The 18,079-nt window shown below is 41.0% G+C and carries 21 protein-coding genes, 2 tRNA genes and 1 riboswitch; of the genes, 14 read left to right on the top strand and 9 right to left on the bottom strand.

Going from position 1 to position 18,079, the window contains the following annotated elements; all coding sequences use genetic code 11:
* Window positions 1-74: 74 nt before the first annotated feature.
* From pqqA to F927_RS08765, 6 genes are all read left to right on the top strand, one after another.
* Entirely contained in the window at window positions 75-149 is a 75-nt protein-coding gene (pqqA, locus tag F927_RS16840; RefSeq protein WP_075316535.1) for a pyrroloquinoline quinone precursor peptide PqqA, read from the top strand.
* 75 nt (window positions 150-224) lie between these two features.
* A complete protein-coding gene (pqqB, locus tag F927_RS08785) occupies window positions 225-1,136 on the top strand; it encodes a pyrroloquinoline quinone biosynthesis protein PqqB (RefSeq protein ID WP_005083746.1) in 912 nt (303 codons plus the stop codon).
* Between the two features lie 8 nt (window positions 1,137-1,144).
* Window positions 1,145-1,903, top strand: a complete 759-nt coding sequence (gene pqqC, locus F927_RS08780; protein WP_005083745.1) for a pyrroloquinoline-quinone synthase PqqC — start codon at window positions 1,145-1,147, stop codon at window positions 1,901-1,903.
* Window positions 1,900-2,184 (top strand): pyrroloquinoline quinone biosynthesis peptide chaperone PqqD, encoded by a 285-nt coding sequence (pqqD, locus tag F927_RS08775; RefSeq protein ID WP_005083742.1) that lies wholly within the window; start codon window positions 1,900-1,902, stop codon window positions 2,182-2,184. The genes pqqC and pqqD overlap by 4 nt, the downstream gene beginning before the upstream one ends.
* Window positions 2,181-3,335 (top strand): pyrroloquinoline quinone biosynthesis protein PqqE, encoded by a 1,155-nt coding sequence (gene pqqE, locus F927_RS08770; RefSeq protein WP_005083741.1) that lies wholly within the window; start codon window positions 2,181-2,183, stop codon window positions 3,333-3,335. The genes pqqD and pqqE overlap by 4 nt, the downstream gene beginning before the upstream one ends.
* Before the next feature lie 16 nt (window positions 3,336-3,351).
* The gene (locus F927_RS08765; protein ID WP_005083737.1) at window positions 3,352-4,401 is read left to right on the top strand and encodes a dipeptidase; all 1,050 of its coding nucleotides are present in this window, start codon (window positions 3,352-3,354) and stop codon (window positions 4,399-4,401) included.
* 14 nt (window positions 4,402-4,415) lie between these two features.
* Here F927_RS08765 and F927_RS08760 read toward each other — a convergent pair whose 3' ends face one another.
* Window positions 4,416-4,607 (bottom strand): DNA gyrase inhibitor YacG, encoded by a 192-nt coding sequence (locus tag F927_RS08760; RefSeq protein ID WP_005083735.1) that lies wholly within the window; start codon window positions 4,605-4,607, stop codon window positions 4,416-4,418.
* 85 nt (window positions 4,608-4,692) lie between these two features.
* On the opposite strand from F927_RS08760, the gene F927_RS08755 reads away from it, so the two are divergent.
* The 5 genes from F927_RS08755 (at window position 4,693) to F927_RS08735 (ending at window position 9,085) form a co-directional block, all read left to right on the top strand.
* Window positions 4,693-5,343 (top strand): class I SAM-dependent methyltransferase, encoded by a 651-nt coding sequence (locus tag F927_RS08755; protein WP_171055735.1) that lies wholly within the window; start codon window positions 4,693-4,695, stop codon window positions 5,341-5,343.
* Window positions 5,333-6,523, top strand: coding sequence for a TIGR03862 family flavoprotein (locus F927_RS08750; protein WP_005083733.1), 1,191 nt, complete (start codon window positions 5,333-5,335; stop codon window positions 6,521-6,523). The genes F927_RS08755 and F927_RS08750 overlap by 11 nt, the downstream gene beginning before the upstream one ends.
* Window positions 6,524-6,657: 134 nt before the next feature.
* On the top strand, window positions 6,658-7,920 hold the full coding sequence (gene dctA / locus F927_RS08745) for a C4-dicarboxylate transporter DctA (RefSeq protein WP_004637754.1): 1,263 nt from the start codon (window positions 6,658-6,660) through the stop codon (window positions 7,918-7,920).
* A gap of 128 nt (window positions 7,921-8,048) precedes the next feature.
* Window positions 8,049-8,462, top strand: coding sequence for a GFA family protein (locus tag F927_RS08740; RefSeq protein ID WP_005083731.1), 414 nt, complete (start codon window positions 8,049-8,051; stop codon window positions 8,460-8,462).
* 14 nt (window positions 8,463-8,476) lie between these two features.
* A complete protein-coding gene (locus tag F927_RS08735) occupies window positions 8,477-9,085 on the top strand; it encodes a flavin reductase family protein (protein ID WP_005083729.1) in 609 nt (202 codons plus the stop codon).
* A 42-nt stretch (window positions 9,086-9,127) separates the two neighbouring features.
* Here the strand turns inward: F927_RS08735 and F927_RS08730 are convergent, their stop codons facing one another.
* A complete protein-coding gene (locus tag F927_RS08730) occupies window positions 9,128-9,460 on the bottom strand; it encodes a HopJ type III effector protein (RefSeq protein WP_005083726.1) in 333 nt (110 codons plus the stop codon).
* 118 nt (window positions 9,461-9,578) lie between these two features.
* Window positions 9,579-9,645, top strand: a riboswitch (Fluoride riboswitch).
* 132 nt (window positions 9,646-9,777) lie between these two features.
* Between F927_RS08730 and crcB the strand changes: the two genes are divergently transcribed.
* Entirely contained in the window at window positions 9,778-10,158 is a 381-nt protein-coding gene (crcB, locus tag F927_RS08725; protein WP_005083724.1) for a fluoride efflux transporter CrcB, read from the top strand.
* Between the two features lie 18 nt (window positions 10,159-10,176).
* The gene (locus tag F927_RS08720; RefSeq protein ID WP_005083721.1) at window positions 10,177-10,506 is read left to right on the top strand and encodes a DUF190 domain-containing protein; all 330 of its coding nucleotides are present in this window, start codon (window positions 10,177-10,179) and stop codon (window positions 10,504-10,506) included.
* A 105-nt stretch (window positions 10,507-10,611) separates the two neighbouring features.
* On the opposite strand, the gene F927_RS08715 is transcribed toward F927_RS08720, so the two are convergent.
* From F927_RS08715 to F927_RS08700, 4 genes are all read right to left on the bottom strand, one after another.
* A complete protein-coding gene (locus F927_RS08715) occupies window positions 10,612-10,866 on the bottom strand; it encodes a type B 50S ribosomal protein L31 (protein WP_005083719.1) in 255 nt (84 codons plus the stop codon).
* Between the two features lie 91 nt (window positions 10,867-10,957).
* Window positions 10,958-12,253: an ABC1 kinase family protein gene (locus F927_RS08710; protein WP_005083717.1), complete on the bottom strand. Its 1,296-nt coding sequence runs from the start codon at window positions 12,251-12,253 to the stop codon at window positions 10,958-10,960.
* A gap of 136 nt (window positions 12,254-12,389) precedes the next feature.
* On the bottom strand, window positions 12,390-13,739 hold the full coding sequence (locus F927_RS08705) for an MATE family efflux transporter (RefSeq protein ID WP_005083715.1): 1,350 nt from the start codon (window positions 13,737-13,739) through the stop codon (window positions 12,390-12,392).
* A 19-nt stretch (window positions 13,740-13,758) separates the two neighbouring features.
* The gene (locus tag F927_RS08700) at window positions 13,759-14,220 is read right to left on the bottom strand and encodes a DMT family transporter (protein WP_004637767.1); all 462 of its coding nucleotides are present in this window, start codon (window positions 14,218-14,220) and stop codon (window positions 13,759-13,761) included.
* 140 nt (window positions 14,221-14,360) lie between these two features.
* Between F927_RS08700 and hemW the strand changes: the two genes are divergently transcribed.
* A complete protein-coding gene (gene hemW / locus F927_RS08695; RefSeq protein ID WP_005083713.1) occupies window positions 14,361-15,515 on the top strand; it encodes a radical SAM family heme chaperone HemW in 1,155 nt (384 codons plus the stop codon).
* A gap of 115 nt (window positions 15,516-15,630) precedes the next feature.
* Here hemW and F927_RS08690 read toward each other — a convergent pair.
* The 3 genes from F927_RS08690 to F927_RS08680 form a co-directional block, all read right to left on the bottom strand.
* Window positions 15,631-15,706 (bottom strand) — tRNA-Lys (locus tag F927_RS08690).
* Window positions 15,707-15,822: 116 nt separating this feature from the next.
* A tRNA-Lys gene (locus F927_RS08685) sits at window positions 15,823-15,898 on the bottom strand.
* Between the two features lie 173 nt (window positions 15,899-16,071).
* Window positions 16,072-17,913, bottom strand: a complete 1,842-nt coding sequence (locus F927_RS08680; RefSeq protein WP_005083710.1) for a long-chain-acyl-CoA synthetase — start codon at window positions 17,911-17,913, stop codon at window positions 16,072-16,074.
* Between the last annotated feature and the right edge of the window lie 166 nt (window positions 17,914-18,079).

The following is an 18,079-nucleotide window of genomic DNA, read 5'->3' as shown; positions in this document are numbered from 1 at the left end:
AATTTTTGAATGCTTTATTTAAGTTGAATCAGGTGTTTAATCTCAGACGATAAATACTGATTGGAGACGATTTTATGCAATGGACGAAACCCGCTTTTACTGATGTTCGGATTGGTTTTGAAGTGACAATGTACTTTGAAGCACGTTAATTATTCACATTTTCATTTGTCATAAGCCCTAGTTATTTCTAGGGCTTATCTCTTTCTAATAAGAACTTCATTTTTATGCATATTTATATTTTAGGTTCAGCTGCTGGGGGCGGATTTCCTCAGTGGAATTGTAATTGTCCTAACTGTCATGGTGTACGTACAGGCACGATGAATGCCAAAGCTCGCACACAATCTTCGATTGCGATTTCTGAAAATGGAATGGATTGGGTTTTACTCAATGCTTCCCCAGATATTCGCCAGCAATTGTTTGATTTCAAGGCTGCACAACCTGCTCGACAGTTAAGAGATACAGGGATTCGCAGTGTAATCTTAATGGATAGCCAACTTGACCATACCACAGGGCTGTTGACTCTACGTGAAGGTTGCCCGATGGATGTGTGGTGTACTGACATGGTCTATCAAGATCTCACCACGGGTTTTCCAGTATTCAATATGCTGAAACACTGGAATGGCGGTCTTCAATATCACCGAATTGACCCTAAAAAAGTGTTTAAAATTGATGGCTTTGGTTGTTTGGAATTTATCCCTTTTATTATTCAAAGTGCTGCACCGCCATATTCACCCCATCGCCACGATCCGCACGAAGGTGACAACATTGCCTTAATCATCAAAGATCATAAAACACAGAAACAGTTGTTCTATGCACCAGGGCTTGGAAAGATTGATGATCAAGTTATGCAGATTATGCAAAATTCTGACTGTGTCATGATTGATGGCACACTTTGGACAGATGATGAAATGCAGCAAACCGGTGTAGGTAAAAAAACTGGTCGTGAAATGGGGCATTTATATATTAGTGGTGAAGGTGGTTCGCTGTCTTATTTGAACCAACTCAGTACACCGAAGAAAGTACTGATTCATATTAACAATACCAATCCGATTTTAAATGAAGACTCTGCTCAATTTGCTGAATTAAAAGCAAATGGTGTAGAGGTTGCCTATGATGGCATGCAGATTGAACTCTAAGGTGAAACATGACTCAAACACCTGAAGCTTTAACAACTGAGCAATTCAAGCAGGCTATTATTGATAAGGGTCAGTACTATCATATCTATCATCCATTTCACGTGATGATGTATGAAGGGAAGGCTACTCAACAACAAATTCAGGCTTGGGTTGCCAACCGCTACTATTATCAGATCAATATTCCGTTAAAAGATGCTGCAATCATGGCAAATTGTCCTGATCAGCGTGTGCGTCAGGAATGGATTCAGCGCATGATTGATCAGGATGGTGAATATCCTGATGGCGGTGGCCGAGAAGCATGGTTACGCTTGTCAGAAGCAGTTGGGCTTAGCCGTGAACAGGTTATCTCTGAAGAATTAGTTTTGCCGGGTGTGCGATTTGCGGTAGATGCTTATGTCAATTTTGCACGCCGTGCCTCATGGCGTGAGGCAGCGAGTAGCTCTCTAACCGAACTATTTGCACCTCAAATTCATCAGTCCCGTCTTGAATCATGGCCACAACATTATCCTTGGATTGATGACAAAGGCTATGAATATTTTCGTTCTCGTTTAAGTCAGGCACGCCGAGATGTTGAACATGGTTTAACAATCACGCTTGATTCATTTACCACACAAGAGCAACAACAAAGAATGCTGGAAATATTACAGTTTAAACTGGATATTTTATGGAGCATTTTAGATGCGTTAACACTGGCATATGTACACAATCAAGCACCATATCACAGCGTGACCCAAGAACGTGTATGGCACAAAGGACTATTCAAATGAATAAAGAACAATTTGATGTAAATCTTGTGCCGACATGGCGACAAGGTTATCGCTTTCAATTTGAACCTGCTCAAAATGGTTTTGTGATTTTATATCCTGAAGGCATGATTACTTTGAATGAAAGTGCAGGGGCCATTGGACAGTATATTGATGGAAAAAATAATGTTTCCGACATTATTACCCAGCTCAAGCAGCAATTTGGCGATATAGCTGAAATTGATAATGATGTCATTGATTACATGTTAGTTGCCCAGCAACAAAATTGGATTGATTTTAGATGACCCATGGTGTTGGTTTGCCTCTATGGCTATTAGCGGAGTTAACGTATCGGTGTCCACTACAATGTCCATATTGCTCAAATCCTTTAGACTACGCACAACACAAAAATGAACTGACCACGCAAGAGTGGTTTGAGGTTTTTGATCAGGCACGTCAAATGGGGGCTGTCCAACTAGGGTTCTCTGGCGGTGAACCTTTGGTGCGTCAGGATTTGGAACAACTGGTTGCACATGCACACCAACTTGGGTTCTACACCAACTTGATTACCTCTGGCATGGGACTTACCGAGCAGCGTATTTCTCATTTAAAACACGTTGGTCTAGATCATATTCAAATTAGCTTTCAAGCGAGTGATCCAGTCGTCAATGATGCTTTGGCAGGTTCAAAGCATGCTTTTGAACAAAAGTATGAAATGTGCCAACTGGTGAAGAAATATGATTATCCGATGGTTCTTAATTTTGTAACTCATCGGCATAACATCGACCAGATTGATAAAATTATCGAGCTTTGCCTTGAACTTAATGCAGATACAGTTGAGTTAGCAATTTGTCAGTTTTATGGCTGGGCATTTTTAAACCGTCAAGGTTTATTACCTACACAAGAACAACTCATACGTGCCGAACGTATTACCAATGAATATCGGGAAAAGTTAAAAGCGCAAAATCATCCGTGCAAACTTATTTTTGTGGTGCCTGATTATTACGAGGAAAGACCAAAAGCCTGTATGAATGGCTGGGGAAAAATCTTCTTTACGGTCGCTCCAGATGGTATGGCGCTGCCTTGTCATGCAGCAAGACAATTACCGATTTCTTTCCCGAATGTTCGTGAGCAGAGCCTCTCTAAAATTTGGTATGAATCGACCGGTTTTAACCACTTCCGTGGCGATGCATGGATGCCAGAAGGTTGTCGTAGTTGCCCTGATAAAGATCGTGATTTTGGTGGCTGTCGTTGCCAAGCCTATATGTTAACCGGCGATGCAAGCAATGCAGACCCTGTCTGTGGCAAATCGCCGTATCATCAAGTGATCGAACAGGCACGTGCCGAGAGTGAACTCGATTCAACGCTAGAAAGACTGGTGTTTCGTAATAGCCGAAATTCAAAACAATTTACGGTTCAACAAAACATTCCTGTTCAAAATATTGCAGATGAATAGCGGTGAGAACGTAAATATGAACCATGGCACGTTTCCTATTTTTGATGGCCATAACGATGTACTCACGCGTTTGTGGTTAAGTGATCATAGCAATCCTGCTCAAGCTTTTATCCTCGATCATTTAGCAGGACATCTCGATTTAACACGTTGCCAACAAGCTGGTTTTGTTGGTGGCATGTTTGCTATTTTCTTACCTCCATACAGCTATGTTCAGCAGTACCATCCCAACAAACTTTTTGATCCAACTGCATCTGACTTTACACAACAACAAATTGAACACATTTGTTTGGCACAACTCGATTTAGCAAAACAACTTGCTCAGTATTCTAACAATATCCAAATTTGCACAACGGTTCAGGATATTCAGCACTGCTTAACACAACAAAAGTTAGCGATTGTATTACACATGGAAGGTGCCGAAGCACTTCAGCTCAATCCAGATTTACTCGATGTATTTTATGAGGCTGGGCTTCGTAGTATTGGTCCACTTTGGAATAGACCCAGTCGTTTTGGACATGGTTTAAATGCCAAGTTTCCTCATTCACCGGATACAGGAGCAGGTCTTACACACGAGGGCAAAGCATTTATAAAACGCTGTGCTGATAAAAAAATGGTGGTTGATGTTTCCCACATGAACGAACGTGCTTTTGGGGATACAGCTGACATTCTTCAACAGCCAATCGTCGCGACCCATTCGAATGTCCATGCTTTATGTCCACAAGCGAGAAACTTAACAGACGCTCAGCTCAGTGCAATTCGAGATTCTAATGGCATCGTCGGCGTAAATTTTGACGTTGCATTTTTGCGTAAAGATGGACAGCGTGAAGCGAACACGCCCATAGATGTACTTTTAGAGCATCTCGAATATTTAATAGATCGAATGGGTGAAGATCATGTTGGCTTCGGCTCTGATTTTGATGGCGCACTGATTAGCACTGAAATTGAAGATGTTATTGGTCTACACAGACTTATCGAGCGAATGCAGGAACGTCGTTATTCAACAGAATTGATTACCAAAATTTGTTGGCATAACTGGTTGAATGTGTTGAATCGAATTTGGATGTAATCAAATGAGGACATTTAGTCCTCATAATCATCTTCACCACGCTTTAAATCCGTTTGAGGTGCATCTTGGGTTGGCAGTTTATATTCATCACTGGCCCAAGCACCTAGATCAATTAATTTGCAGCGTTCTGAGCAAAAAGGGCGAAATTCATTGCCTTCCCAAGTGCTGTTTTCGCCACAACGTGGGCAGGGGAATGTACGAGGCATAGAAAATTCCTAAAACATAAAACAAATAGATTAGGCAAAAGTAAGGTGAGTTGTTAGACTTATGCCGATTTAGAGATAGTTTGATGTGAATATGTCGATTCGTCAATTTCAAGCCCACCGAATGCAGGCACCTCGAGATTTTGCTGTGATTCCCAATACGCCGATTTGCGTTGAAATCGGTGCTGGAAAAGGTAAACATGCATTGTTGTTTACAGGGCAGAATCCACAAACAACACTGTATGCAATTGAACGAACCAAAGAAAAATTTTTAGCGATGCAAAAACAGCATCAGCTCGAGGTACGTGAACACCTATATCCGATTCATGCGGATGCTTTACCTTGGATCGTACACGCATTATTCCCTGCTCAAGTAGAACAGTTTTTCATTCTTTATCCAAATCCAGAGCCGCATAACCCCGCACAGCGTTGGTTGAATATGCCTTTTTTTGAGTTTTTACTTTCGCGTCTTCGACCGAATGGTACGATTACCTTAGCGAGTAATATTCCTTCATATATTGATGAGGCGGAACAGCAGTTAATTCATGTATGGAAATTACCCTATGAGAAACAAAAAATTGCAGCGGATTCTGCAAGAACACATTTTGAAATTAAATATTTGGAACGTGGGGAACCTTGCCAACAGTTAGTCATCACAAAACCTGTTGCCTACTCAACCCGATTTGATGATTTTGCACCCTTACAAGGGAAAAATGAGCAAGAGCAACATGAAGTCTAAGCGTATTGCCATTATTGGAGCTGGACCCGCAGGTTTAATGGCTGCGGAAGTTCTTAGTCAATATGGTTATGAAGTTGATGTGTTTGAACAAAAACCTTCAGCTGCTCGAAAATTTTTAATGGCGGGTAAAACAGGACTTAATATTTCTCATGCTGAGCCTATACAGGCATTCATCCAACGTTATGACCGTGCTGAATGGCTAAGCCCTTGGATAACGCAATGGGATGCAAAGTGGATTCAAGATTGGATGAAAGGTTTGGGAATTGAATCTTATATCGGTAGTTCTGGGCGGGTATTTCCAATAGAGATGAAAGCAGCGCCGTTACTTCGCGCATGGTTAAAACGATTAGCTGTAGATGGGGTTAAATTTTATTACAGGCATCGCTGTGTGGGTTTATCTCAGAATCAACTGACCATTGAAAACCAAAGCCAACGCTTTACTGCAACTTATGATGCGATTGTGCTGGCTTGTGGTGCTGTGTCGTGGACGCAATTGGGGAGTGATGGAGCGTGGCAGCAATGGTTGTCGAGTGATGAGATTACCCCCTTCCAAGCAAGTAATGTTGGTGTATTGAAAACATGGTCGCCATTTATGCAGGATTGTTTGGGGCAAGCGCTTAAACGTGTTGATGCTTGGGTTGTTCCTGAACGTAAGACACATGGCGATATTGTGATTACTCACTATGGTTTTGAAAGTGGCGTGATTTATAAATTAGGGCGTGATCTAAGATCACAGCTTGCTCAAGATCAAAACTTGCAGCTTCATTTAGACTTGTTACCTGATATCAGCCTTGATCAATTAACTAAAAAGTTACAAGGCAATAAGAAGCAGTCACTTACCAATCTTTGGCGCAAAGCAGGTTTGGATCATGTGAAAATTAATTTAATTCGTGAAGTGGTTGAGAAAAATTTATGGTCAGATGCGCATCAAATGGCTGAGCACATTAAAGGGCTTATAATTCCTCTCAGTGGGTTTCGTCCAATTGAGGAAGCCATTAGTTGTGCTGGCGGAATTCAGCAAGCGGCATTGTCACCACGGTTACAATTGCAGTCAAATCCTTATGTGTTCTGTTGTGGTGAAATGTTGGACTGGGATGCACCAACTGGGGGGTATTTGTTGACTGCTTGTTTTGCAACAGGACGTGCCGTGGGTGAAGGGATACATCATCTATTGGCTTAGTTTGATTTAAGATGATGTTTTCTAAAGTATTGCTTATTTTTTATTTATTTTTCATGTTCTAAATATCCTTTATTTTTATTTGTTGGCGAGTTTTTTGCACTGTTGAGATTTATCTATTTATTGATGAATTTACAATGTGGCAAAAACTCAAATCCAGTTTATTTCTTCAGGTCGTTCTTGCATTAGTCCTTGGTATTATTATCGGGATTAGCTTTCATGATTTTTCTTTAGCATTGAAACCATTGGGTGATGGTTTTATTTCACTGATCAAGATGTTGATCGCACCGATTGTTTTCTGCGTGGTGGTACTTGGGCTGTATGGTGCCAATGACATCAAGAAAATGGGAAAGGTGGGGGCAAAAACAATTTTATACTTTGAGATAGTGACTAGTGTTGCGCTGATCTTGGGAATAATTGTTGCCTATGTATTCAAGCCTGGTGTGGGCATGAATATTGATATCACGAAACTAGACGGAAAGGATTTAAATGTCTATACGGAACGTGCCAACACAATGGGTTCAGGCTCAGATTTTCTTCTACATATTATTCCAAAAACTTTTGTAGATGCATTTGCTAGTGGGGACATTTTACAAGTTTTACTGATTGCAATCCTATTTGGCATTGCTTTATTGCTGATCCCAAAACATATGGGAGATTTGGTTTGTCAGGCACTCGAAGCATTTTCTGAAGTGTTCTTTAAAATGATGGGATTAATCATACGGTTAGCACCGATTGGCGTCTTGGGGTCTGTTGCCTATACCACCGCAAAATTTGGCTTGGACTCATTGATTCAATTGGGTTACTTAGTTTTGCTGTTTTATGTGACTTGTATCTTATTTGTGTTGATTATTTTAGGTGGGATTCTTCAAATCTCTGGCTTAAACATTTTTAAATTCTTAAATTATTTTAAAGCAGAACTGTCCATTGTGTTGGGTACAGCATCTTCTGATTCTGTGTTACCTCAAATTATGAAAAAGCTTAAAAATTTAGGTATCAAAGATTCCACCGTTGGCTTAGTCATTCCTACAGGCTACTCGTTTAATTTAGATGGTTTTTCTATTTACTTAACACTCGGCGTTATTTTTATTGCTCAGGCCTGCAATATTGATTTATCGATGCATGATCTTCTCGCAATTTTATTGGTGTCATTAATCACCTCAAAAGGTGCTCATGGTATTCCAGGCTCTGCATTGGTGATCTTGGCGGCGACATTATCAGTTATCCCAAGCCTGCCAATGATTGGGCTGGTTTTACTATTGTCTGTCGATTGGTTTATTGGAATTGTACGTGCCTGTACCAATCTAATCGGAAACTGCGTGGCAACAGTTGCAATCGCACATTGGGAAAAAGATATTGATCATGAACGCGCACGTGCCGTATTGGATCAGCGAATTTAGGTCATGATTCTTCTGTTGGAGGATTGCTTTCGTAAATTGAAAAGCGCGATCCAAATGCGATTCACAATTTGCGTGTTGTACCGATCTAGCCTATATTTTTATGTGAAAATTCATGAAAGGAATTAATAATGTCTCAGACTTCACCTGTATATCATGGTAGTTGTTTATGTGATGGAATTCATTATGAGATTCATGGCGAAATAGGCGAGATCATTCAATGTCATTGTCAACGCTGCCGTAAAGCAAATGGAAGCGCTTTTGCCACGAATGCACCGATTAAAATAGCTGATTTTAAAATTACGAAGGGCGAACATTTACTAAAAAAATTTCAGTCTACTGACACGACACAACGTTGTTTTTGTATGGAATGTGGCTCCCCAATTATGAGCATAAAAACCGATACGCCTGAGTATTATCGTTTGAGAATTGGAACTTTAGATACACGGTTACAACAGAAACCAAGTCTGCAAATTTTTACGGCGTCTAAAGCGGAATGGGATAGCATCACTGATGATTTACCACAATATGCAGAACGTCCTTAATATAGTGTTTGATTATGATTTTTGAGACAGCAAATTTAGAAGCAAATGAAATCTATCGTTTGTTAAATGGCGGGGTTACGCCTCGTCCGATTGCTTGGATTAGTACCTTATCTGTGGATGGTGTAGCGAATCTGGCACCTTATTCCTTTTTCAATGTGGCAAGCTGCAACCCACCGATCCTTTGGTACTCACAAGTAAATCCGAGAACAGGGCAGGACAAAGATACTTTGCGGAATTTAATTGAAACCAAAGAATGTGTGGTGCATATCGTAAATACTCAGTTACTTGAGCAAATGAACTTGTCATGCGCGGCACTGCCATCCGAACAAAGTGAATTTGATTTTGCTGAAATTGAATCTTGTCCAAGTCATGGCGTAAAACCTTTATCGGTTAAAAATTCTATGATTCGGTATGAATGTCATTTGCGAGAGGTGATTCAACTCAGTTCCTTGTCTTCTGGTGGAACGGTTGTCTTGTTAGACGTGAAATCTATTTATGTCGATGATCGATTGTGGCAAGCCGATACAGGCATGATTGATCAACAACAATTGGATAGTGTGGGAAGAATGGGGGGAGAGTTTTATAGCTTCACCACGGGATTACAAGCCCTCAAGCGACCATAAAATCAGATAGAAACAATAGGAGGTAAAATACCTCCTATTTTATTATTTTGCGACTAGCGCCTCACCTTCAAATTTCACACCATCCCAACCATTTTGCATAAATTGACGAATGTTTTGGTGGTCCGTTCCTTCTGGTGTTGCAAGCACAGAAGCATAATGCTCAGCAAATAAACTTAAGGTATCTTCAGCATTTAAGCCTTCAATTTTAGCAAAAGAAAAAACTTTGGCACTGCCTTGATTTTCCGTTGCAGCATTAAATTGTGCGCCATTTTGAAAAGCAGTTGGGGTGTGTTGATAGCGTGCTTCAATAAATGCCAACACATCTGCAAATTTTGCTGAGCCATCTTTTAATTGTGCGAGTAAGCTTTGTGCCATGAGGACTTTCCATTGTTATTTCGTCAGCGGACAATCATAACATGATGTATCTGTGGATAACTTCGCCTTTATACACAGAGTAAAAGATTCGTTGAGTTGTTTAAAAATTATGTTATTTTAGGGCAAAGGAGATGGCATTCCTCCTGTAACAAACCGCCATTGTGGCTAATGATGCCTACGTTACCCTGAACAGGGGCGTAGGATCGTGCGTGCTCTGTTCTTAATTTAGAGGGCTCGCAGATGCATACTATCGATAAAAAAATTGATCACACCATGTCTTATCTTTGTTGTACTCCACATTTGGTTTTGGAGTAATTATGTATTATTCCTTGATTTCAATTGCATTAGGTTCTGTGCTCGGCGCATGGTTACGTTGGTTTATTGGCTTAAAACTCAATCCAATTTTTCCACATATTCCACTCGGGACCGTAAGTGTTAATTTGGTTGGTGGCTTTATTATTGGTTTTGCGATTTCATATTTTTCGCAAAGTGCTTTAAGTCCAAATTATAAGCTATTTGTGATTACTGGATTTTGTGGGGCACTCACCACCTTCTCAACCTTTTCCGCTGAGATTATTGCGCTGTTGCAAAGTGGTAAATTGGAATACGCAGCGCTGACTATTTTGATCCATGTATTGGGATCATTGTTGTTTACGATTTTGGGTATGAGTCTACATCAATGGTTGAGTGCTGCTTAGTCTGGGAGGGTTAGATCGATGAATGGATTTTTAATTAGCTTTTATACTGCGCAAAGTCGTCAGTATGATGGACAATCAATCGTTGACTGGTTGCTAGCGATTGCAAAGCAAATGGATCTACGTGGTGCGACAGTGATGAATGCCAGTCAAGGGTTGGATCATCGAGGGCAATTTCATTCAGCGGGTTTCTTTGAGTTAGCGGATCAGCCCGTACAGATCCAGTTTGCAGTCACTGAACAACAGGCCTCAGCCTTACTTGACTATCTCAAGACTCAAGATATTTCATTATTCTATGTCAAAAGCCCAATTGAATTTGGCTTTATTGGCACTGCTTCTGCTTCGGATTAAACAATAATAATAAGTTTCAGACATAAAAAAAGAAGCCTAAGAGGAGGAGATTAGAGCCTTAGACTTCGAATTTTTTTACTTTAACTGCTCAACCTTAAAATAAGATTAAGCCTTACGACTAAAACGACCAAAACGTTTGTTAAAGCTTGCAACACGGCCTTCATTACTCGCCTGACGTTGCTCACCTGTATAAAACGGATGTGAAGCACTTGAAATATCAAGCGTCACATAAGGGTAAACTTGACCTTGATATTCTTTGGTCTGTTTGGTTTGAATGGTGCTACCAATCAAGAAATACGCATCTGCATTGGTATCATGAAAAAGTACTTTTTGATAAACAGGGTGGATATCTTTACGCATATTGAATACTCCTATGAATGATTGAAATGTTATAACATAACTTAAATTCCGTCAATCAGAGTACACTGTGTGTTGAGCTGTCAAAGCCTTTTCACGGCATGGGTACTAACTCTTCAAATAGATCATTTAGATTGTCATGTACCTTGAGATGGATAAGATTCCAGTAGTGACCAGAAATGGTACGGTTGACCATTAAGGTATCTGGCGATGGTTTAAAGACATCCCAATATTTCAATGATTTTTTAACCAGACGCATCCCATCATGATGTGAGGAGTTTTCTTCAAAGTCATAGTGCGTACTTAAAGGACGAAGCAGAATTTCGATCCATTGCAGATACAACTCACTTGGGAATTTCTGTTTTTCTGCAATTGAATGGAGTTCGACCAATAAATCTTCAACTTGATCAATGTCTTCTTGGCGAGCAGCATTCACCAGTGCTTTAAAGTGCTGAATAATTTCAGGTGAAAGGGTTTTGACGCTACCGTAATCGTAGATGATGACACTTCCATCTTCACGGAAGGCAAAATTTCCAGGATGCGGATCGCAGTGGAAACGTTTCAGGAAGAACATTTCCTGCCCTAAAGCACGAATCAAGCGACGACCGATCTGATTGCGGATATCAACTGACCACGTACTTGCCGTTTCAATCGATTCACCTTGTTCAAGACTTAAGGTCAATACGCGCCGTGAAGAATATTCTTTATATACTGTTGGGATAATGATTTGGTCATCCAATTTTTCATGGAAGGTTTTAAAAACTTCGAGATTCTGTGCCTCGATTTCATAGTTTAATTCTGCTGATAAACTGTCTTGGATCTCTTGGAATAATTGGTCTTGTAGTTTTTTATCAATTTTGAGGACACCCATGAGACGTAAGGCAAGACGGACTTGTTTAAGATCACTCTCACATGCGTCATCCACTCCAGGGTACTGAACTTTGACTACCACAGCTTGACCATTTGGAAGTACTGCACGGTGAACCTGTCCAATTGAGGCTGCTGCAAAAGGTTCTGCTTCAAATGAGCTAAAAATTTGATTTAAAGGCTTGCCGAGTTCTTTTTCAACTTGTTGTTGAATGGCTGAGAAAGGCATAGCGGGTGCTTGGCGTTGTAACTTGGCAATCGCTTTTGCAACTTCAGGCGGGAAAATGTCTTTGTATTGTGAGGCGATTTGCCCAACTTTCATGACTGCGCCTTTCATTTCTCCTAGTGTGTCAGCGATTTGCAAGCCAATGTCTTGGAACAGTTGGCTACGTGCTGCATTTTTTTGCTCTTCGTCAGCAGTGAAGTTGCGAATGGAGTTGGCGACACTTTTACTGGCAATGCTTGCGGTCATGCCAGCCAGTTTTAAAAAACGTTTACTGGGTGAGCTTGCATGTTTTGCCATTTTGCTTGACCTCGGGTGATCCGCTGTTATCGTGATACTTTGATCATAGGCGACAAAGCTTAAATTGCCTATAACAAAATGTTAAGTCCTGTAAGTATTAAGCCTTGCTGCCTTCATGATCATCATGAAACGTAATTTATGTGATCTCTGCTAAACGTTTATTATTTAAGTATAAGCGCCCAATTAAGAGTACACAGGCAATGCTTAAACCAATAATCAAACCGAGCCAAACGCCTGCGACGCCCCAAATGGTATAACGTGCCAAATATAAGCCAATCGGGAACGCAATGACCCAATAAGCCATGAGGGTAATCCACATCGGTGCTTGGGTGTCTTGCATGCCACGTAGACAACCTGCCGCACCGACTTGCCAAGCATCCATGAGCTGATAAGCCATCGCAAACCAGAGTAAATACATCGCTACAGGAATAACATGAGGGTCTGTTGTATAGATCGCAACGATATATGGACGTGCAACTGCAATTAACAGCATGGTACAGATTGCAAAGAAAGTCGCACTCATTAGTCCGATTTTCTGAACTTGACGCATGGCATGCCAGTTTTTCTCACCATAGTACATTCCAACACGAATCGTGAGCGCAATCGCGAGAGATAACGGAATCATAAATAAGACAGAGGTTACAGAGATTGCAATTTGATGTGCAGCAATCGCATTTTCCCCCAATGGACTTAATACCAATGCACCTGTGCTGAAGATACTCACCTCAAAGAAAATCGCCAAACCAATCGGCAGACCTAGCATCAAGATGCGCTTTGCCCACATTGGATCAAGTTTTTCCCATGTCGTGAAGATCGGAGTTTTTTGATAGGCTTTGGCTTTAGAAATATAAATGGCCAAGGTAATAAACATCAACCATTGTAGAATTGCTGTTGCGAAACCACAGCCTGCACTCCCTAAAGCAGGAATCGGCCCAAAACCATACATGAAAATTAGATTCAGTGGGATCAGTATCACAAGCGCAGCCAAGCTAATGACGGTGACTGGACGAGGATGTCCCAATGCCTCTGAATAACTGCGTAATGCGGCATACATCATCACTGCAGGCATCCCAAAACCAATTGCATGCAAGAATAGGCTTGCCTTGGGCAATAAGCTTTCAGGTACGCCAAACAATGGCAATAATAGTGGCATCGCTTGCAAAATGAGCATTGCGATTACACCGAGAATGGCAGCAACCCACAATGATTGGCGTGCAATGGTGGGAATCTTCTCGGGTGTCTTGGCACCTCGTGCTTCGGCAACGAGAGGTGTCGTTGCAATCATAATGCCTGCAAAGAGCAGCATAATGGGCATCCACAATCCAACCCCAACGGCAATTGCCGCAAGATCACCTGCGGATAGATGCCCCGCCATAATGGTATCTATCAAGCCAAAACCAGCTTGAGCAAATTGGGTGATCAAAATAGGGAGCATTAAATGAGACAGTTGTTTGAGTTCAAACCGTGTGTTGGTAACGTGAGCCACTAAATATACTCTTCAAAAATTAACGCTGTAGTGTGAGTAAAACACCAATAAAAATGACAATACTGCCGAGTAGGCGTTGCCAATTCACGGGGATTTTTTCTGTGCCTAACCAACCAAAATGATCTAATAAAATTGAGATGGTGAGCTGGCCAAAAATCACAAGGCCCGAAAAAGTCAGAAATCCGAGTTTAGGCGCAGTATAGATACTCATACTGATGGCATAAACCCCAAGAAAGCCGCCAATCCATAGAAACCATGGAATTTGTGAAAGTTCACCTAAACTAGGTTTTGCTGTGCTTTGAAAGTAAACCAATAACGCCAAGATAATCGTACCGACTAAAAAAGACAGAAAGGCTGCCTGTAATGGAGAGTGAAGATGCTCTCTGAGTTGAGCATTAATTGCAGTTTGAAATGCCATTGCCACGCCAACGCCGAGCGCTAGGGGAAGCATCAGAAGCAATTGGCTTGAAATTTTCATCATATGATTTGGTCTAATTGTTCTTTATTTTTACAGTCTAACTGAATCCAAGCATGATGATAAGCAATAGCATTGTTGCAACATGCAACCGACTTAAAGGCAGTCATGATAAAATAGAGGGGTTCTTTTATTGAGCCGCTATTTTGAGTCCGTTAAATCCAGCAAATATTCCTTTATCCTTATACATTCACATGCCTTGGTGTGTGCGTAAATGTCCTTACTGTGATTTTAATTCACATGCTGTTCCTGATGGGCATTTGTCTATGGATTTGGAACAGCAATATCTTGCAGCCTTAGTGGCTGATTTTGAGACGCAAATTGAAATGGCACAAGGGCGATCAATTCATAGCGTGTTTATAGGTGGGGGAACGCCATCGCTGATTTCTGCTCAAGGTTATCAGTGGTTATTTGAACAACTGAAAGCACGGTTGAGTTTTGAAGCTGATTGTGAAATTACCCTCGAAGCCAATCCCGGTACGGTTGAGCATGATCCATTTGCAGATTATCTTGCGGTTGGTATTAATCGGTTATCGCTTGGTGTGCAAAGTTTCGATACAGAGCACTTGCAGCGTTTGGGACGTATTCATACCGCCAGCAATGCACTGGATGCGATTCAACAAGCACGTCAAGCAGGTTTCGAGCGTGTGAATGTCGATTTGATGCATGGTTTACCTCAGCAAACAGAGCAACAGGCATTAACTGATCTAAAATTAGCTGTAGAGCATGGTGCGACGCATATTAGCTGGTATCAATTGACTATTGAGCCGAATACGGTTTTCTTTAGAACTCAGCCTGTGTTGCCACAAGATGAAGTCTTAGAACACATCCAAGCGGAGGGTGAGGCATACTTAAAAGCCAATGGCTATGTAAATTATGAAGTTTCCGCATGGCGAAAGGAAAAGCCATCAGCACATAATTTGAATTATTGGCAATTTGGCGATTACCTCGCGATTGGAGCGGGTGCACATGGAAAGGTGACACGTCCCGAAGGCGTCTATCGGTTTCAAAAAACCCGCTTGCCGAAAGATTATTTGGCTAAAGTTCCTGCTGAACATGTACAAATGAAGCGTATTGAAGCAGATGAGTTAGCATTTGAATTTATGATGAATGCTCTACGTCTCAATGATGGTGTTGAAGCGACTTTATATGAACAACGTACTGGTTTAAGTTTGGTGGAGTTAGCGCCTATTTTGAACACATTACGCGAGAAGAAACTTTTGGTGGCTGATACAGATCGTATTGCTTGTACCGAGCAGGGTCATATCTTTTTAAATACGGTATTAGAAGCGTTTTTATAAATTATAAACTCGGGAAGGGAATCCTGAAGTTATGACATAGCTCTTGTCATCTTTTGGAAAGATATTCCATACAAAATAAAAAACCTCATCATGAATGATGAGGTTTTTTAGAATCTGGTGGGTCGTCCGCGACTCGAACGCGGGACCAACGGATTAAAAGTCCGCTGCTCTACCAACTGAGCTAACGACCCTGAAATAATTTTAGAGTAACACTCTAAAATTGTTGCAAGACAAGCGAAGCGCGTAGTCTTACAAATCTTGATAACTTTCGGTTATCAATCCTTTTCAGGAGTATCAAAACTTAAAGTGGTGGGTCGTCCGCGACTCGAACGCGGGACCAACGGATTAAAAGTCCGCTGCTCTACCAACTGAGCTAACGACCCTAAGCAAGTGTTTAAACATGCTACGCAAGAAAAACTAATCAGTTCTAAGTGCGTCTTCGTTTTGATGTTGCGTATTCTAGCAACTTATTCAGCTAACACAAGAGGAAATTTAAAAACATGTGCATGATTGTTTATAAAAAGCACGATTTCCTCTTGTTTAGTTAAAAAATAAACTAGAAACGGTATTGATAACTTTGAATATTATCAAATATCTCAGTGTTTACATCACAATAGCTTGATGCACCAGGTAATAAAACCAGTAAACGTTCAGAAGTTTTGCTTGGATCAAATGAATCTTCTTTCAGCTTATTTTTCTGGTATTTAAATGTACCTGTAGTTTCAACTTTCTCTTGTACACGTAAGAACACTGGAATTGCGTAAGATGGTAAGCATTTTTTAAATACATTGACCATTTCGCTAAGATCGGTTTCAGTGAGTTCCTGTCCGTCAACTAAGGTGATTGCTGCCATACCTGCACGACCATTGGTATTTGGAATTTCTACACCATAAACAACTGCTTCTGCGATTTTTTCATATTCGCAGACCATGTTTTCAACTTCGGTGGTTGAAACATTCTCACCTTTCCAACGGAAAGTATCACCTAAGCGATCCACAAACTGTGCATGACGGAAACCGATATCACGAACTAAATCACCTGTGTTGAAGTATGAGTCGCCTTTTGTGAAGACATCTTTCAATATAACAGATTTGTTTTTTTCAGGATCAGTGTAGCCATCAAAAGGAGAGCGGCTGGTAATCTTCCCTACCAGTAAGCCAACTTCACCTGTTTTTACTTTCTTGCAATAGCCTTTGCTATCACGTACCAGTTCATTTTTCTCTTTGTCATATTCAACGATTGCATATGGTGTTGGAGAAAAGCCAACGGTGTTGTCAAAGTTAAAGATGTTACTAAAACCAACGTTACCTTCACTTGATGCATAAAGTTCAAGGACTTCTTGCACACCAAAGCGTTCTTTAAACTTGCCCCAAATATTTGGACGCATACCGTTACCAATCATTTTAGTGACACGATGTGCGCGATCAAGCTCAGTAACAGGTGCATCCATGAGGTAGCGGCACAATTCACCAACGTAGCCGATTGCTGATGCATTGAACTTTTGTACGTCTTTCCAGAATGCGCTGGTTGAGTATTTACGGCGTACCGCCAGTGTTGCGCTACCTGCAATCACACCACACCAACACACCACTACACCCGTGGCGTGGTAAAGCGGTAAAGTCACATACATGACATCATCTTTACCTAGATTGAGGATATGGCCATAGGTACCGTAAGCCAATGTCCAGCGGCTATGTGTAAAGATCACAGCCTTTGGTAGACCTGTTGTACCCGAGGTATAAATGTAAAATAAACCATCTTTGCCTGTTACTGTACGTGTGGTCGATGGATTGAATTTTGGAAATTGATCAATTTGTTGGGCTAGATTGACGTAGTCCTGAGGCGCAGTCCCCGCATTCTTGCGTGTCTCTTGATCAGCAAACCAATGAAAACGGTCTGGTGCAATGGTTAAGTCTTGACGAATTTCATCAATTACAGCGCGAACTTCTTCACCAGCAATCACTGCAATTGGATTGACTAGATTAATACTATGCGCGAGTACTTTACCAATTTGTGAAGTATTAACGAGTGCAATGGTTACCCCAATTTTTGCCAAAGCAACAATCGTTGCAATAAGCTCAGGACGATTCTCAACCATTACCGCAATCACATCACCTTTTTTTGCGCCGATTGAAAGGTAGTAGTGCGCAATTTGGTTGGCCCATTCATTGAGTGCCTGATAGCTATAGCTTTGCTCTTCAAATAATAGTGCTGTGCCTTGAGGATTACGTTTTACAGCTTTTTCAAAAGCGATGCCTAAACCTGCTGGTGAAGTCGGAGTGCGTATATACGCCTGCTTAAGTCCATTGAGGATATGAGGTACTTTGGTGATGAAGTTCGGGAGTCGAGTCGCGACATCACTTAGGGTAATAATATCGGTTTGTGTAGTTTGGCTCATATCAATCCTATTTATTTTTTGATCAATCCAAAATGGCTATCTATTGGAACACAACCATTTACATCACTGTTGTTGATGCTGTTTTTAATGGTAAGTTCCTAGAGCAATCAACCTAATTTTGACAAAATAACAAAAAAGCCCAGTCATCGAAATGACTAGGCTTTTG

Origin of the sequence: Acinetobacter haemolyticus CIP 64.3 = MTCC 9819 (assembly GCF_000369065.1) — a bacterium.
In the GTDB taxonomy this organism is placed as follows: domain Bacteria; phylum Pseudomonadota; class Gammaproteobacteria; order Pseudomonadales; family Moraxellaceae; genus Acinetobacter; species Acinetobacter haemolyticus.
Note: the sequence above shows the minus strand (reverse complement) of the source record. Positions and strands in the feature narration are given on the sequence as shown.